Source organism: Pseudomonas sp. HLS-6, from assembly GCF_002753995.1.
GTDB lineage: Bacteria > Pseudomonadota > Gammaproteobacteria > Pseudomonadales > Pseudomonadaceae > Aquipseudomonas > Aquipseudomonas defluvii.
On the sequence record NZ_CP024478.1, the window covers coordinates 3,063,248 to 3,078,804 of the forward strand.

General features: G+C 62.0%; 13 protein-coding genes. 2 read left to right on the plus strand and 11 right to left on the minus strand.

The features are described 5' to 3' along the window. Positions 1-49 precede the first annotated feature (49 nt). Together CS390_RS14230 and CS390_RS14235 are read left to right on the plus strand one after the other, a co-directional pair. Positions 50-799 (plus strand): electron transfer flavoprotein subunit beta/FixA family protein, encoded by a 750-nt coding sequence (locus CS390_RS14230; protein ID WP_099775126.1) that lies wholly within the window; start codon positions 50-52, stop codon positions 797-799. Beyond that, complete coding sequence (locus CS390_RS14235; RefSeq protein ID WP_099775127.1) at positions 799-1,740, plus strand: electron transfer flavoprotein subunit alpha/FixB family protein; 942 nt, start codon at positions 799-801, stop codon at positions 1,738-1,740. The genes CS390_RS14230 and CS390_RS14235 overlap by 1 nt, the downstream gene beginning before the upstream one ends. 431 nt (positions 1,741-2,171) lie before the next feature. Here the strand turns inward: CS390_RS14235 and CS390_RS14240 are convergent, their stop codons facing one another. The 11 genes from CS390_RS14240 to CS390_RS14290 all read right to left on the minus strand — a co-directional run bounded on the left by CS390_RS14240 (position 2,172) and on the right by CS390_RS14290 (position 15,548). Further along, positions 2,172-3,212: a Rieske 2Fe-2S domain-containing protein gene (locus tag CS390_RS14240; RefSeq protein ID WP_099775128.1), complete on the minus strand. Its 1,041-nt coding sequence runs from the start codon at positions 3,210-3,212 to the stop codon at positions 2,172-2,174. 216 nt (positions 3,213-3,428) lie between these two features. Further along, complete coding sequence (locus tag CS390_RS14245; protein WP_256587492.1) at positions 3,429-4,841, minus strand: DUF1329 domain-containing protein; 1,413 nt, start codon at positions 4,839-4,841, stop codon at positions 3,429-3,431. Between the two features lie 101 nt (positions 4,842-4,942). After that, on the minus strand, positions 4,943-6,151 hold the full coding sequence (locus tag CS390_RS14250) for a LuxR C-terminal-related transcriptional regulator (RefSeq protein WP_099775129.1): 1,209 nt from the start codon (positions 6,149-6,151) through the stop codon (positions 4,943-4,945). A gap of 84 nt (positions 6,152-6,235) precedes the next feature. Further along, a complete protein-coding gene (locus CS390_RS14255) occupies positions 6,236-8,647 on the minus strand; it encodes an RND family transporter (RefSeq protein ID WP_177442406.1) in 2,412 nt (803 codons plus the stop codon). Positions 8,648-8,655: 8 nt separating this feature from the next. Further along, entirely contained in the window at positions 8,656-9,630 is a 975-nt protein-coding gene (locus tag CS390_RS14260) for a YCF48-related protein (RefSeq protein ID WP_099775130.1), read from the minus strand. 147 nt (positions 9,631-9,777) lie between these two features. Beyond that, positions 9,778-10,986, minus strand: a complete 1,209-nt coding sequence (locus tag CS390_RS14265) for an acetyl-CoA C-acyltransferase (protein WP_083199915.1) — start codon at positions 10,984-10,986, stop codon at positions 9,778-9,780. An 8-nt stretch (positions 10,987-10,994) separates the two neighbouring features. Further along, a complete protein-coding gene (locus CS390_RS14270) occupies positions 10,995-11,465 on the minus strand; it encodes a MaoC family dehydratase (RefSeq protein ID WP_099775131.1) in 471 nt (156 codons plus the stop codon). A gap of 10 nt (positions 11,466-11,475) precedes the next feature. Next, positions 11,476-12,261, minus strand: coding sequence for an SDR family oxidoreductase (locus tag CS390_RS14275; RefSeq protein ID WP_099775132.1), 786 nt, complete (start codon positions 12,259-12,261; stop codon positions 11,476-11,478). 125 nt (positions 12,262-12,386) lie between these two features. After that, positions 12,387-13,265: an SDR family oxidoreductase gene (locus CS390_RS14280; RefSeq protein ID WP_099775133.1), complete on the minus strand. Its 879-nt coding sequence runs from the start codon at positions 13,263-13,265 to the stop codon at positions 12,387-12,389. 69 nt (positions 13,266-13,334) lie between these two features. After that, positions 13,335-14,486 carry an acetyl-CoA C-acetyltransferase gene (locus tag CS390_RS14285; RefSeq protein ID WP_099775134.1) on the minus strand — a complete coding sequence of 384 codons (1,152 nt, stop codon included), beginning with the start codon at positions 14,484-14,486 and terminating at the stop codon, positions 13,335-13,337. Between the two features lie 3 nt (positions 14,487-14,489). Beyond that, positions 14,490-15,548, minus strand: coding sequence for an acyl-CoA dehydrogenase family protein (locus CS390_RS14290; RefSeq protein ID WP_099775135.1), 1,059 nt, complete (start codon positions 15,546-15,548; stop codon positions 14,490-14,492). Positions 15,549-15,557: the final 9 nt, after the last annotated feature.

The following is a 15,557-nucleotide window of genomic DNA, read 5'->3' on the forward strand; positions in this document are numbered from 1 at the left end:
TGCTGCCGTCACTGCCCGCTATCACGATGCACCACCTTTGGAGAGCGCTATGAAAGTGCTGGTAAGCGTCAAACGAGTGGTCGATTACAACGTCAAGGTTCGCGTCAAGGCGGACAACTCCGGCGTCGACCTGACTAACGTGAAAATGGCCCTGAACCCCTTCTGCGAGATCGCTGTGGAAGAGGCCGTACGCCTGAAGGAAAAAGGCCTGGCGACCGAGATCGTCGTCGTTACCATCGGCCCGAGCACGGCTCAGGAACAACTGCGTACGGCGCTGGCGCTGGGCGCCGACCGTGCGATCCTGGTCGAGACCGATGAAGCGCTCAATTCCCTGGCCGTGGCCAAACTGCTCAAGGCGGTTGTCGACAAGGAGCAGCCACAGCTGGTGATTCTTGGCAAACAGGCCATCGACAGCGACAACAACCAAACCGGCCAGATGCTGGCAGCGCTGAGCGGTTTCGCCCAGGGCACCTTCGCTTCCAAGGTTGAAGTCGCCGGTGACAAGGTCAACGTCACCCGTGAAATCGACGGCGGCCTGCAGACCGTTGCACTGAACCTGCCCGCTATCGTCACCACCGACCTGCGCCTGAACGAGCCGCGCTACGCGTCCTTGCCAAATATCATGAAGGCCAAGAAGAAGCCGCTGGAAACCGTCACCCCGAGCGCCCTGGGCGTATCCACTGTCTCTACCCAACAGATCCTGCGCGTCGACGCTCCAGCTAACCGAAGCGCCGGCATCAAGGTCAAATCGGTGGCTGAACTGGTCGAGAAACTGAAAACTGAAGCGAAGGTGATCTGATGGCTATCCTGGTTATCGCTGAACACGAAAACGGTGCCGTTGCCCCGGCTACCCTGAACACTGTAGCCGCTGCTGCGAAAATCGGTGGTGATATTCACGTACTGGTTGCTGGCCAGGGCGTTGGCGCCGTAGCGCAGGCCGCTGCGAACATCGCTGGCGTCAGCAAGGTGCTGGTTGCCGACAACGCTGCCTACGCGCACCAGTTGCCAGAGAACGTTGCGCCGCTGGTTGCGCAGCTCATCCAGGAGCAGGGCAAGGCCTACAGCCACGTACTGGCACCTGCGACCTCCAACGGCAAGAACATCCTGCCGCGGGTTGCCGCACTGCTGGACGTTGACCAGATCTCCGAGATCATCTCGGTTGAGTCGGCCGACACCTTCAAGCGTCCGATCTACGCAGGCAACGCCATTGCCACCGTGCAGTCGAGCGCTGCGGTCAAGGTCATCACCGTGCGTGCTACCGGCTTTGACGCCGTTGCTGCAGAAGGCGGTTCGGCGGCTGTGGAAGCGGTTGCCGCTGCCCACGATGCGGGCAAGTCGGCGTTTGTCGGTGAAGAGCTGGCCAAGTCCGATCGTCCTGAGCTGACCGCTGCCAAGATCGTCGTCTCCGGCGGCCGCGGCATGCAGAACGGCGACAACTTCAAGCACCTGTATGCGCTGGCCGACAAGCTAGGCGCTGGGGTCGGTGCTTCCCGTGCCGCCGTCGACGCCGGTTTCGTACCCAACGACATGCAAGTCGGCCAGACCGGCAAGATCGTTGCGCCGCAGCTGTACATCGCTGTCGGTATCTCCGGTGCCATCCAGCACCTGGCGGGTATGAAAGATTCCAAGGTGATCGTTGCGATCAACAAGGATGAGGAAGCGCCGATCTTCCAGGTGGCCGACTATGGCCTGGTGGCGGATTTGTTCGAGGCCGTCCCGGAACTGGAAAACCTGCTGTAGGTTCACGCACAAACGCTGTTTACAGACGAAAAAAGGCTCGGAGAACCTTGACTCCGAGCCGAACAGCGCCGGGCCCTGCCCGTGCTGTTTGCATCAGCCAGATGCCGTGCGAACGTTGGCGTTAGCGCACGTTCGGCCAGCCCTGGAAGCTTGGCGTCACCCCAACGCAGGCCGGGGACGTCTTGCAGGCCCAGGGACTGTGCGCTTCCGGTGGCACCGAGACAAGCACGGTGAACACCAGGAAAAGCAGGATCAACAGAGGAACGGAATAGGCTAGAAGGCTTTTTATTTTCATTGTCGGCTTTCTCGTGACCTTTGATTCGGACCTACGTCGTTACAACGTGACGAAGTACAGGTTCACCCTCCCTGGCCGGAGCCCGTCAAACGGCAAGCACGCATTGCCCGCTCGCCGTTCACGGCCCCGTTACAACTCAGCGCTCGTCGACAGTGACGATCTCGCGACGCTCGGCCATGCTCGCGGGCACCAGGTCTTCATCGGTGAAGAACTGCTGGTACCACTCGCGCAGCTGGTACACCGGGCCGTCGTTTTCCGCCAGTACCGGCTTGTCGATACGGATCTTGTGCTTCCAGATGTCCACGTCCTGGTAGAACGAGGCGCGGTTACCCATGACATAGGCCTTGGCCACTTCGAGGTTCTGCTCCTCGCTCCAGCCCGGTATCCGCTTGACCATGCACCCAAAGCGCAGCTCAAAGCTGTCCGGGGTAACGGGCACGTGGCTGTTGAGAAGAATGGCATGCACACGAACGTCACCGAACATCGAGCTCAGGTGAGTGAAGTGGGTAGCAGGACCGTAGTAGGCCGACGGCGCGATCAAGTCACCGCCCAGGCGCTCGGAATCGCCATGGAAAATCTGCCGGCCGATATGCCCTTCAAAGACGTTGGCGAAATATTTGGTCGGGGTGCCATGCACAGGCCCGAAGTGCTGGGCGTCCACCAGGTTGTCGACCAACTCGCGCGGGTTGGTTTCGATCAGCATGGTGTCGATGTTCCAGTCGTGAATCCACTCGGGATCGTCCATCTCGGCCAGGTGCGGGATGATCACGCCGTCTTTCGGCGGGCGCCCCTCTGGGTTGTTCCAGACGAACAGCAGGTTGTTCTCCTCGCAGGTCAGCCAACTGCGGGTCTTGGCCTTGGGCGGAATACGCTTGCAGTAAGGGATTTCGACGCACTTGCCGGTGGTGTCGTACTTCCAATGGTGGAAGGGGCACACCACGGTATCGTTCTCGATGGTGCCCTGGGACAGGTCGGCGCCCATGTGCGGGCAATGGGCGTCAAGAATACTGATCGCGCCCTCGCTGTTGGCAAACGCCACCAGACGGGTGCCAAAGATATTCAGGGTGTGCAGCTTGCCATCGCGGTAATCGTCGGCCACGCCCAGGCAGTGCCAGCCACGGGCATAACGGTGAGTACGCTGGGCGTTCTCGATCGAGAGTTCAGCGAGTTTCGTCATTGTTGTTGTTCCTCTGTTGGAAACTCTGGGGGAGCAATACCCCCTGAAAAAACAGGGTGAATCCATGGCAGACATCATTGAGCAGCCTGAGCAAGGTGCTCATCCTCCAATTGGACTAGATCAAGCGAGATCGACTCTCAACGCGCCACCCCATGATGGATTCGCCCCTGTCACCACACTGCAGGCGAAGCGCCTGAACGGCGCCCCACTCAAGCACTACTGACCGAAGCGACGCGCGGCCTCCGGGCCAAAGTCGCGCGGGCTGAAGCCTGGCTTGTTCAGTTGATAGCCGTTGCGCTGCTCGTTGATCAGGTTGAAGGCCAGGTAGCTGCCCGCGTTGAGGTCGTGGTAAAGCCCCACACCCGCTTGCTGTGCCTGGCTTTCGTAGGCATAGAAGTAGTTGACCATCGAGGTACGCCACAGCTCGCCACGGTTGTCGTAGTTGTCCGCAAGCATCGGGAACCAGGTGTCTTCATCGATGTACAACTTGCGCTTGCCATACAGATGGCGGTAACCCGGCTTGAGGGTGCCTTCCAGCTCCCACACGCGGTGGCGCTCGTAGCGCATGGCCTGCGGGTTGATGTGGCCTGGGGTGAGCAGGTCGGCGTACTTCAGGTTGGCGGCGTGCAGCCGGTAGGCGTTGTAAGGGATGTACATCTCGCGCTTGCCGACGATCTTCCAGTCATAGCGCTGCCCCGAACCGTTGAACAGACGTACCTCGTCGACGGTGATCGAACCACCACTGCCCGGGAACGACATGTCGAAGCCATACCCCGGCGACTGCCGCACGCGGCGGGTGCCCGGGTCGTAGCGCCAGCTCTGGCGGGGCTCGGTCTTGTCGTTCCAGAATTCGGTACCGGTGTTGATCTCGCCCTTGTCACGCTGCGGCAGCAAGGTTTCGTTCAAGTAGAACGAGGAGTTGCCAACGGTGTCGCCAATCTTGCCCGGCTCCAGTGCCGGCGCCAGGTTGCGCGAATGCACGCGGCCCCAGTTGATGTTGCCGTCCTTGAGCACGTAGGCGTTGTCGGAGGTGTATTCCTCGGTCCAGGCACGCAGGGTGAAGGTCGAGGCGTTCTTTAGCAGTTCCAGGCCACTGCGGGGTACCGGGAACGGCGTACCGCCGGTTTTGCCAACCACACCCTCTCCGTCATCGACCAGGCGGGCAACGCTGGCGTTCTCGCGGGTCGCCTGGCACACCGAGTCGGGGCCGCGGAAGTCCCGGTGCGACGGATAGACCGGCATGTTGAAGGTTGCAGGGTAAAGCTTGAACAAGGCTTTCTGCCCGTCGGACAAGTAGTCACTGTATTGCGCCAGGTTGGCTGCGGTGATCACGAACAGCGGTTTTTCGTCCGGGTAAGGGTCAACCGGGTGGTTGCCAGTACCCTTGAAGTCGACATGCGGCGGAACCCCCAGCCACTTGCCACTGTACGGCGGGATGCTGCCGTCGGCGTTACCGCTCTTGTCAGCCCCCAAACAGGTCAGATCCTTGCCCAGGCGTGCCAGATCTTCCGGCGCCGCACTGGCCGTGCCAATCACACTGCACCCCAGCAACAGCGCTAACGTCCACCTATGCGTGACATTGGCAGTCCGCGAAACAGAACAACGAGAGGCCAGATTACTGCCGGTCATTTCTTATTCTCCTTGGTTACCGATAGCGGTCCCTCAGTATCAGCAGCCAATGGAGCCAGGAGCATCGTCCGCACGGACTAACGCATTTTTACGGCGACACGCTAGCCAACGCTTACCGCCACCGGTAACGCGCCCGGCTTACCCAGTGCAACAACGCTGTTGAGCATGATCCGCACCAGTTCGGTCTGGCGCCGTACACCGGTCTTGGAGAAAATCGAGCGCAGGTGCGCCCGTGCCGTATTGCGGCGGATGTTCAGGGTCTCGGAGGCTTCCTCCAACGACAGGCCGTTGGCCAGCTCCAGCGCCAGCGCCGTCTCTGCCGGCGTGAGGTTGTAGAGCTGCGAGGTCACTGCATTGCTGACCAGCGATTTGCTCACGGCATCACGCACATACACCATCACGGTGGGCTTGCCCTTGCCCTCGACCAGTTCCTGTGACGGGATCAGTTCCACCACGACCCCCAGGCTGACCTGCCCGGACGGACGGGAGATCGACATCGCCTCGGCCCCTTGCAACACATCGCCGCCTTGCCTGGCCCGCAGGAACGCATTGCGCACCAGCCGCAGCAGCTCTCGGTTATCGCTCGGGTAGGTGGCCTCCAGCCGGCCACCGACCACTTTGAGGCCGTCATTACTGTCGAGGATCTCCCGCGCCACCGGGTTCAGTTGCAGTACGTTGCCGCCCTCGTCGAGCACAATCGTCGCCACCGACAAGCGGCTGATGGTCTGCGAGTACAGGCTACCCAGCGACTCGCTGCGGTCCAGCAATGAGTGCATGTGCAAGGCGCGACGTAAATGCGGCAGCAACATCGCGCACATGGCCCGTTCGGCGGCCGAAAAACGCGGGTGGTCCTTGGGCCGGTTGATGCGGAAACGCAAGGTGCCGCCATCGGGCATGCTGATGTCGGCGCCTAGCATCTGGTAGCAGCCGTAGGGCTCGCAAAACAGCAGGTAGAACGATGAACTGACCCACTCGGCATCGCTCATCAGGTCATCGATGGTGAACACCTGATCCGTGGGCAGATTGTTGAACAACGTGGACTTGGCGTAGTACGCGTAATGGTTGATCCCTCCCTCCCCCAGTTCGATATCGCCGGCGACCATCATCGGCGACAGGAACGGCTCATCCATCACCCGCAGGATCAGTGTGACGAAATTGGCCTGGAACAATGTCCGGATCTGCTGCAGCGATTCGGTCATGTGGCGGGTATCCAGGGCCGAATCGTACATATTGCCGATGATCTGTTCGTATTCGGCCAACTCAAGCCCCATTTCCGCCAGGACCTGAGTATTGGGCACGCTAGTTTGCATAGACACTCCCCAAGCGCAGGCCCCGTCGTGGTCTGAACCACCAGGGCCTGCATGATTTTTCATTGTGATGGGTTAGCTGCGCGCTTAACGACCTGCGAGCACACCGGAGAACGGCGGCGACGCCTTGGTGCCGAGCGAAGCGGCTTTCACAGCAACCAGTGGCCGGCCACGATTGAACCAGGCCGCAAGCGCGGGCAACAGGAAGATGGCGCCAAAGACATTCACCAGGAACATGAACGCCAGCAAAATGCCCATGTCGGCCTGCAACTTGAGGGGAGCAAAGGCCCAGGTACCGACCCCGATCGACATGGTCAGGGCGGTGAACACCGCTGCCGTGCCACGCTGGCACATGGCGCGATAAAAGGCATGACGCAGGTCCCGGCCCTCAGCCATTTCATGCTGGATGCGCTCATACAAATAAATGCCGTAGTCCACACCGACCCCGACGCCCAGCGCCATCACCGGCAAGGTGGCGACTTTCAGGCCAATACCGAGCATGGCCATCAGCGCATTGCAAAGAATCGCCACGATGCCCATCGGCACTAGAATGCACAGCACTGCGCGCAACGAACGGAAGGTCAGCAGGCAGAAAAACGCCACCGAGCAGAACAACGCCGCGAGCATCCACACTTCGGCACGTTTCACCGCTTCGTTGGAGGCTGCCATGACCCCGATATTGCCGCCAGCCAGCTTGAACTCAACCCCAGGGGCCCGGATACCGGCGATAATCCGCTTGGCTTCATTGACCACATGGAACACCGTCGCGCCCTCATGGTCATTGAGGAACACCAGGATCTGCATGCGCTTGCAGCCATCGGTGACCAGCCCGGAATCCGGCGAATAGGCCATCGAGCCCTGCTGCAAGCCGCGCGACGAACCCGGGATGGCCGACCAGCGCGGGTTCCCTTCGTTATTGCCGGCAATCATTTCCTTGCCCATGCCGGCAACGCTTTGCACCGATTGCACGCCCGCGACATTGCGCATCTGGAAGTCAAAGGCCTCGACCGCACGCATGACACCCGGGTTAAGGCAGGCTTCGTCGATACCCTGGGTCTGCAGGAAGACCGCCAGCACATCCAGGCCGATCGAGTAGCTGTCGATAATGCGCTGGTTGTCCTGGTTGTAGCGCGAGTCGGCGCGCAGCTCAGGGGCACCCGGGCCAATGTCGCCGACCGCCAGTTCCCGCGCCTTGAACACGCCGAAGCCGAGCAACACCAGGCTGATGGCGAACACCACCAGTGCCGGACGCGGCTCAGCCAGCGCCGACAACCGCCACCACAACGGGTGGCGAGCTTCGTCATGCGTCGGTCGTGCTGCACGCGCAGACGATCCCAGGGACAAATGAGAAATGATCAGTGGCAACATCATCTTGTTGGTGATGATCATCAACATCACGCCCATGCAGGCAGTCACCCCCAATTCATGCACGATGGGGATGTCGATCAGCATGATCACCGCAAAACCCAGGGCATTCATCAGCAGCGCCAGGGACCCTGGAATGAAGATCTTGCAGAACGCCGAGCGCGCCGCCTGCAGCGAGGAACTGCCGGCCAGCACGTCCTGCTTCCAGGCGTTGGTCATCTGTACCGCATGGGAAACACCAATGGAGAAGATCAGGAACGGCACCAGCACGGACATCGGGTCGATGCCCAGCCCCAACAGTGGCAGCAGCCCGAGCAACCAGACCACGGGCAACAGCGCCACGACCAGGGCCACGACGGTCAATGGCAAGGAACGCGAGTAAGCCCAGAGCAGCAACGCGGTGATGACGAACGCCACGACAAAGAACAGCATGACGGTATTGAGCCCTTCGACCACATCTCCGACCAACTTGGCGAACCCCACCACGTTGATCTCGATGGTCGGGCTGTTGTATTTGGTCCGGATCTCTTCGAGGCGCTTGGCGATTTCGACATAGGACACCGGCTGCCCGGTTTTCGGGTCTGTGTCCTGCAAGTCGGCCCGCACCATGGCCGAGCGCTGATCGTTGGCCAGCAGCCGGCCAACCTGCCCGGCGCGGGCGGCATTGCTGCGGACTTTCTGCAGGTCCTCATCGGTACCGGCGTATTGCGGCGGTACCACCAGGTCACCGACATACCCTTCTTCGGTGATCTCGACATAGCGCACGTTCGGGGTAAACAGCGAGGTCACACTCGGGCGGCTGACCCCGGAGATGAAGAACACGTCATCGGTAACCTGCTGCAGCACCCGAAGAAACTCCGGGTTATAGATGTCACCCTCGCCCTTCCAGTGCACGTTCACCAGCAACCGGTTGGCACCCGTGAACACCCGACTGAAGTCCAGGAAGCTCAACATGTACTCGTGGCGTACCGGAATCTGTTTGTTGAACCCGGGATCCAGCCGCACCTGGGTTGCGCTATAGCCAAGGGCCACCGTCACCAGCATGAACAGCCCCAGCCACCAGCGTCGATGGTTCAGCAATACGTCCGCGCAGTCTTGCACGCGGCGTTCGATCCAACCTGTAGTCTGTGTCATATGCCTACTCACTGTGCAACGGCGGCAAGACCACCGTCTGCGCCCTGAAATACCCCACGCTCCCCGGCCACCAGCAAACGACGGGCGTTGAGCACCACCGCCGAGGTCAAGGTGCCCAAGCCAGCCCGTTGCGCGCTGTCAACCAACGCGCCTTCGGCATCCAGTCGGATCAGCCGGCTACCGGCACCGACCAGCACCAGGCCGGCGTGTTGGGGCAACAATGCATGGCCATAAATTGGCTGGCTGCTGCCAATATCGACCTGGCTCCAGCTGTCCCCGAAATCGGTACTGATAAAGACATGCCCGCGCATGCCGTACGCCAGCCAGCGAGAGGCCGACAAGCGCACCACGCCAAACAGCGAGCCGTTGTAGAACGGCGTCAGGCTCTGCCAGTCTTGCCCACCATTACTGGATCGCAGCACCAGCCCCTGCTCGCCCACCAGCATCTGCCGGCCATCAGCGCCGCCGTCCAGGCCATTGAAATGCGCGCCCTCGCCCGGCATGTCACGGGGCGTCCAGTGTTCGCCGGCATCGCTCGACTCCAGGTACTTTCCGTAGCTGCCATAGGCGACCACGTGCTTGCCGTCGCCACTCCACACACCCAGTAACGGCTCACCCAGCTGCGCGTCATAACGCATCTCCTGCCAGGTCTTGCCGCTGTCGCTTGAACGCAGGATCCAGCCATCATGGCCAACCGCGACCAGTACCTCGGGGCTCAGGGCAATGACCCCGGTGAGGGTCGCCTCACGTCCGGCGGCCACCTGGCTGGTTTGCCAGGACAGGCCGCTGTCGGTGCTGGTCAGAATCGTGCCACGCTCGCCCACCGCGATCAGTTGCGAACCATTGGCCAGCAAAGCGTTGACCTGAACCCGGTCGGCATTGATCCGGGTGATCGCCAACGGTGTGGGGTTACGCGGCGAGAAGGCAAAGGCCACCGCAGCGATGATGATGGCGCTCATGGCGTATCCAATCAGCTGGCGCATACTGGACTCCATGGCGAAACGCAGGGGCACGGGACGGGCATCATGGGGCGATCCTCTTGATTTTGTTTGAAGGATCATCAGACCGCCCCGCCCGTGCTACATCGTCCAAACGGCCTAGTCAGAGCGCTCGGCCGGGTTCGCTGGCGATCACGGCAGCTCGAACAAGCCGGCAGCACCCATGCCGCCGCCAATGCACATGGCCACGACCACGTAACGCACGCCGCGACGGCGGCCTTCGAGCAAGGCGTGACCGACCATACGGGCGCCCGACATGCCGAACGGATGGCCAATCGCAATGGCCCCGCCATTGACGTTCAAGCGCTCGGCCGGGATGCCCAGCGCGTCGCGGCAATGCAACACCTGGCAAGCAAAGGCCTCGTTGATTTCCCACAAGCCAATGTCCGCCACGCTCAGGCCAAAGCGCTTGAGCAAGCGAGGGACCGCCACCACCGGGCCAATGCCCATTTCTTCGGGTGCACAACCACCGACGGCGATCCCGCGGTAGATGCCCAGCGGTGTCAGGCCACGGTGCCGGGCTTGCGCACGGCTCATCAACAGGCTTGCCGAGGCGCCATCGGAGAACTGCGAGGCGTTGCCCGCGGTAATGAACTCACCCTGTGCAACCCATTTGCCGTCTTTCCAGACCGGCTTGAGCGCCGTCAGGTCCTCCAGACGGGTACCTGGCCTGTTGCACTCATCGCGCTCGACCAACACCCGGGTATGCCCGCTAGGTTGGCCCGCCTCGTCGAAACACAGTTTGTCGACCGTCAGGCCGACGATTTCATCGTCGAACAGCCCGTCACGCTGCGCGGCCGCAGTGCGCAGTTGACTCTGCAAGGCATACTCATCCTGCGCAGCCCGGCTGATGCCATAGCGACGCGACACAATTTCGGCCGTTTCCAGCATTGGGATGTAAGCACTGGGCATCACCTCCAGCACCGCCTCGGACTGGGCACGGTAGGTGTTCTTGTGCTTGGTCTGGGTCAGGGACAGCGACTCGACGCCGCCAGCAATGGCAATACTCATCTCGCCGGTCATGATGCCCTTGGCGGCGACACCAATACTCATCAGGCCTGATGCGCACATACGGTCCAGGGCCATGCCCGGCACAGTGTCCGGCAAACCACCGGTATAGGCACACAGACGACCGATGTTGTAGGCCTGGGTGCCCTGCTGCACTGCAGCGCCCATGATTACATCCTCTACCGCCTCAGCTTCGATACCGGCCCGCTCGACCACGGCACGTACCACATGGCCGCCCAGCACAGGGGCCTCGGTGTCGTTGAACGATCCACGGAAAGACTTGGCCAGCGCGGTACGCGCGGTGGCGACAATCACAACTTCATTCAGGTCCATGAACAGGCTCACTCGGCAATAGGGTTGAAGGTGTAACGGCTGATGGTGTCCACCACGCAGCCAGGGCGCGCTTCGCCCTCGATTTCCACGGTGATGCGCACCACCAGTTGCACGGCTTCGCCAAGTTGCTCGGCACGCACAATGACGCCATGCCCGCGTACACGCGAACCGACCTTGACCGGCGCGGGAAAGCGCACCCGGTCACTGCCATAGTTGACGCCCATCGCCATGTTTTCGAGGGTGAGCAACTGCGGCATGAACAGGTTCGCCAGTGCCTGGGTCAGGTAGCCGTGGGCGATACAAACGCCGAAAGGGCCGCTGGCGGCACGCACGGGATCGACATGAATCCACTGGTGATCGCCCGTGGCTTCGGCAAACAGGTTGATCCGCTCCTGGCTGATGCTCAGCCATTCGGTGTAGCCAAGATCGAGGCCCTCGGCCTCGAGCAACGCCTGGGCGCTGCTGAAGGTATGACTCATCACGGACTCCTCAGGCCTGCTGCGAACTGACGGACAACACTTCGCCAACCATGTAGGAGGCGTAGTCGCTGGCCAGGAACATCATCACGTTGGCCACTTCCCAGACTTCTGCCGCACGACCAAAGGCCTCGCGGTCCGCAAGACGGGCAAGCAGCTCCTCGCTGGAGGCTTTCTTGAGAAAGTCATGCAGGGCAATCGAAGGCGAGACAGCGTTGATCCGAACCCCGAATTCCGCAGCCTCCAGGGCGCTGCAACGGGTCAGGGCCATCACCCCGGCCTTGGCGGCGGCGTAATGCGCCTGCTCTTTCTGGGCGCGCCAGCCCAGTACCGAAGCGTTGTTGACGATGGCACCAGCACCACGCCGCTGCATGTGCGGGAGCATGGCGCGGGTCATGCGGAAGGTGCCGGTGAGCGTCACGTCGAGTACCCGCGACCATTCCTCGTCGCTCATGTCGACCAGCCGCTTCTGGCCACCGAGGCCGGCGTTGTTGATCAGCACATCGACACCACCCAGCAGGGTTTCGGCGCTGTCGACCAAGGCCTGAACCTCTTCCTCTACCGTGACATTGCACAGTTGGCCGTAAATGGCCTGTAAACCCGTTTCGGCCTTGAGCCGCTCCACCGCCTCTTCCAGGCGGCGCGGGTGCACATCCGAAATCATCAATGCCCGGCAGCCCTCTTCGGCGCTGCGGCGGGCCGCCGAATAACCGATACCCGCACCCGCAGCGGCGGTAATCAGTACGGACTTGCCGGCCAGCAGTTGATGGCCGGGTACATAAGGGGGAGCTTGTTTCACAGCGATTACCTCCGAAGAAATCAATACGCTGTCAGGTATAAAGCGCCGCCCCGGCGGGCACATCGTCAAAACGGGGTATGGCCGCATGAAGCGGCCATTTCAGGGCCGCTTCAACGGCCCCCGATTCAACTGCCCCAGACACGCTGGGCCGCAGGCGCTTCAGCAAGAATCGCATCGACGACGGGGCCAATTTCCTCGACCTGCCAAAGCCCGCCCTTGTCACGGGTGGTGCCGGTGCGCCAGCCATCGCCGAGGGAAATTCGCCCGCCCTGGCTCTCGAAGACCTGCCCCGTGACATGGGACGATTCAAGGCTGCCGAGCCAGACCACCAGCGGTGCGACGTTTTCCGGGGCCCAGGCATCGAAGCTGCCGTCCTCGGGCTTTTTCACCACCTCGGGCATGGCGCTCTCGGTCATGGACGTCCGTGCCGCCGGTGCCAGGGCGTTGGCGGTGACCCCATATCGAGCCAGTTCAGCGGCCTGCACCAGGGTCAGTGCGGCGATCCCGCCTTTGGCAGCGGAATAGTTCGACTGCCCGATCGAGCCCTGCAGGCCGGCACCGGAGCTGGTGTTGATGATCCGCCCAGCGACCGGGGTTCCCGCCTTGGCCAGGTCGCGCCAACGACGCCCCAGCAGGTTTGCCAGGCAATAATGCCCCTTGAGGTGAACACGCATCACCGTGTCCCAGTCCTCTTCCGAGAGGCTGATAAACATTCGGTCGCGTAACACCCCGGCATTGTTGACCAGTACATGCACCTCATCGAAGGCCGCCAACGCGGCGTCGACGATACGCTGAGCGGTGTCCAGGGTTGTAATGTCGTCGCTGTTGGCGATGGCCTGGCCGCCACTGGCGCGGATCTCGCCAGCAACATCCTGCGCCGCGTCGGCACGGATATCGTTAACCACCACATTGGCGCCTTGCGCGGCGAACGCCAATGCGTAGGCGCGACCGAGCCCACCGCCAGCACCGGTAATGATCACGGTGCGGTCTGTGCAAATAGCCATGTTTGACTCCTTTGACTGCATGGCCGCGCGCCCTGAGGGCGGCGGCACGGATTGATTGAGGGAACGGGACTACAGGCGCTCGATGATGGTGACGTTGGCCTGGCCACCGCCTTCGCACATGGTTTGCAGGCCGTAACGGCCACCGCTGCACTCCAGTTCGTGCAGCAAGGTGGTCATCAACCGTGCTCCGGTGGCGCCCAGTGGATGGCCAAGGGCGATGGCGCCGCCGTTGACGTTGGTCTGCGCCGGGTCGTAATCCAGCTCCTTGGCCCAAGCCATGACCACCGACGCAAAGGCCTCGTTGATCTCCACCCGGTCGATATCAGCCATGCGCATGCCGGCCTTTTTCAAGGCGTGGCGCGTCGCCGCAATCGGGGCGGTCAAATGCCAGATCGGGTCATCACCCAACACCGTGAGGTGATGAATACGTGCCCGTGGCGTCAGGTCGTAGCGCTTGAGGGCAGCCTCCGACACCACCAGCAAGGCGGCCGAGGCATCACAGGTCTGGCTGGAGACGGCAGCGGTGATCGAAGGAAACTGTGGATCGACCGGTTGCAATTCGGCCATTTTTTCCAGGCTGGTCAGGCGCGGTGTTTCATCATGCTGCAGCCCCTGGCAGGCGACGATCTCGCGGGCAAAACGCCCACTCTCGATGGCCGCCAAGGCGCGGTGATGGCTCTGCAGGGCGAACACTTCCATCTGCTCGCGGCTGATCTGCCAATGGTCGGCGATACGCTGCGCAGCATAGAACTGGTTGACCGGCTGGTTGGCGAAACGCGAGCGCCAGCCTTCACTACCGGAGAACGGGTCAGCAAAACCCAGCGCTTGCCCGGCCAGCATCGCCGAGGAAATCGGGATGCGCGTCATGGTTTGCACACCGCCCACGGCAACCACGTCCTGGGTGCCGCTCATCACTGCCTGCGCGGCAAAGTGCAGCGCCTGCTGCGACGAACCGCACTGGCGATCGACCGTGGTACCCGGCACGTTCAGCGGCAACCCGGCAGCCAGCCAACTGGTGCGGGCGATATCCCCGGCCTGTGAGCCGATGGTATCGACGCAGCCAAAAATCACATCGTCATAGTCTTCGCCGGGAATGACGTTGCGCGCCACCAGTGCCTTAAGCACATGGGCACCCAGATCAATCGCGTGAACCTCCGACAGCGCCCCTTTGCGCTTGCCGGTCGGGCTGCGCAGCGCATCGACAATATAGGCTTGTGCCATGATTCACTCCTCGAAGGTATGCCCTGGCCCGAGTCGGGCGCCGTCGGCGAACAGGTAGTCGCTGACACGCGACTTGTGGAAGGCACGGTCACCCCAGGATGCATCGAGCGACCAGGCGCGTTTCATGAACATCTGCAAATCGACTTCCCAGGTGTACCCCATGGCGCCATGCACCTGAATACCCTTGCGCGCCGCCAGCCAGCTCGCTTCACAGCAGGCCAGGCGCGCCTGGGAGACCCAGAGGCTGGCATTGCGCTCACCCCGGGCCAGGCCATGGGCGGCACGGTAGAGCACCGGTTTGGCCTGTTCGATTTGCCGTGCCACATCAGCCAGGTGGTGCTTGACCGCCTGAAAGCTGCCGATCGGTTTGCCGAACTGCTTGCGCTGGGCCACGTAGTCAACCGACAGGTCGAGCATGCGCTGCGCCAAGCCCAGCAGTTGCCCGGCCACCGACAACGCGCCACGGTCGAGCAACTGGGCCTGCAAGGCGCGCCCTTGCTCTGCGCTGGCGATCAATGTTGCCGGGCTGGGGTTCCAGGTCACCCGACCCAGGCGCCGCGAGGCATCGATACTCGGGTTGGCCTCGACATCAACCTCCGCCCGCGGCACGACATGAATGTCATCCCCATCAAGCAAGATCAGAACTTCGGCCAGTTGCGCATCACTGACCAGCGGGTTGACCGGGTGACCGATGGCCAGGCGCAAGGTGCCCTCGGCGATACGGGGCAGCAGGCGAGCACGCGCCGGATGCGCTGGCGCCAGGCCTGCAAGCAGGCCCGTGGCGACATAAGCGGTGTCGGCCATGGAGTCGGGAATGGCGTAGTAGCCCAACTCCTGAGTCATCAAGGCCCACGCTACGTCATCCATGCCCAGGCCGCCCTCCGCTTCGGGCACCGACAGTGCGGTAAGGCCCTGGGCGGCGATCTTGTTACGCAGGTCGGGCGAGCGCCCGGCATCGGTTTCCCAGATTTCGCGGAGCATTTCCGGCGCTGCTTCGGTCATCAGAAAACGGCTGATGGCTTCGCGAAACGTGAGCTGGTCATCGGTAAAAGTGAAGTCCATGGCCTGTTC

Bases quoted from the DNA above. Each gene is read 5' to 3' on its own strand.
- CS390_RS14230 (WP_099775126.1), top strand. From the start codon at position 50: ATGAAAGTGCTGGTAAGCGTCAAACGAGTGGTCGATTACAACGTCAAG.
- CS390_RS14235 (WP_099775127.1), top strand. From the start codon at position 799: ATGGCTATCCTGGTTATCGCTGAACACGAAAACGGTGCCGTTGCCCCG.
- CS390_RS14240 (WP_099775128.1), bottom strand. From the start codon at position 3,212: ATGACGAAACTCGCTGAACTCTCGATCGAGAACGCCCAGCGTACTCAC.
- CS390_RS14245 (WP_256587492.1), bottom strand. From the start codon at position 4,841: ATGACCGGCAGTAATCTGGCCTCTCGTTGTTCTGTTTCGCGGACTGCC.
- CS390_RS14250 (WP_099775129.1), bottom strand. From the start codon at position 6,151: ATGCAAACTAGCGTGCCCAATACTCAGGTCCTGGCGGAAATGGGGCTT.
- CS390_RS14255 (WP_177442406.1), bottom strand. From the start codon at position 8,647: ATGACACAGACTACAGGTTGGATCGAACGCCGCGTGCAAGACTGCGCG.
- CS390_RS14260 (WP_099775130.1), bottom strand. From the start codon at position 9,630: ATGCGCCAGCTGATTGGATACGCCATGAGCGCCATCATCATCGCTGCG.
- CS390_RS14265 (WP_083199915.1), bottom strand. From the start codon at position 10,986: ATGGACCTGAATGAAGTTGTGATTGTCGCCACCGCGCGTACCGCGCTG.
- CS390_RS14270 (WP_099775131.1), bottom strand. From the start codon at position 11,465: ATGAGTCATACCTTCAGCAGCGCCCAGGCGTTGCTCGAGGCCGAGGGC.
- CS390_RS14280 (WP_099775133.1), bottom strand. From the start codon at position 13,265: ATGGCTATTTGCACAGACCGCACCGTGATCATTACCGGTGCTGGCGGT.
- CS390_RS14285 (WP_099775134.1), bottom strand. From the start codon at position 14,486: ATGGCACAAGCCTATATTGTCGATGCGCTGCGCAGCCCGACCGGCAAG.
- CS390_RS14290 (WP_099775135.1), bottom strand. From the start codon at position 15,548: ATGGACTTCACTTTTACCGATGACCAGCTCACGTTTCGCGAAGCCATC.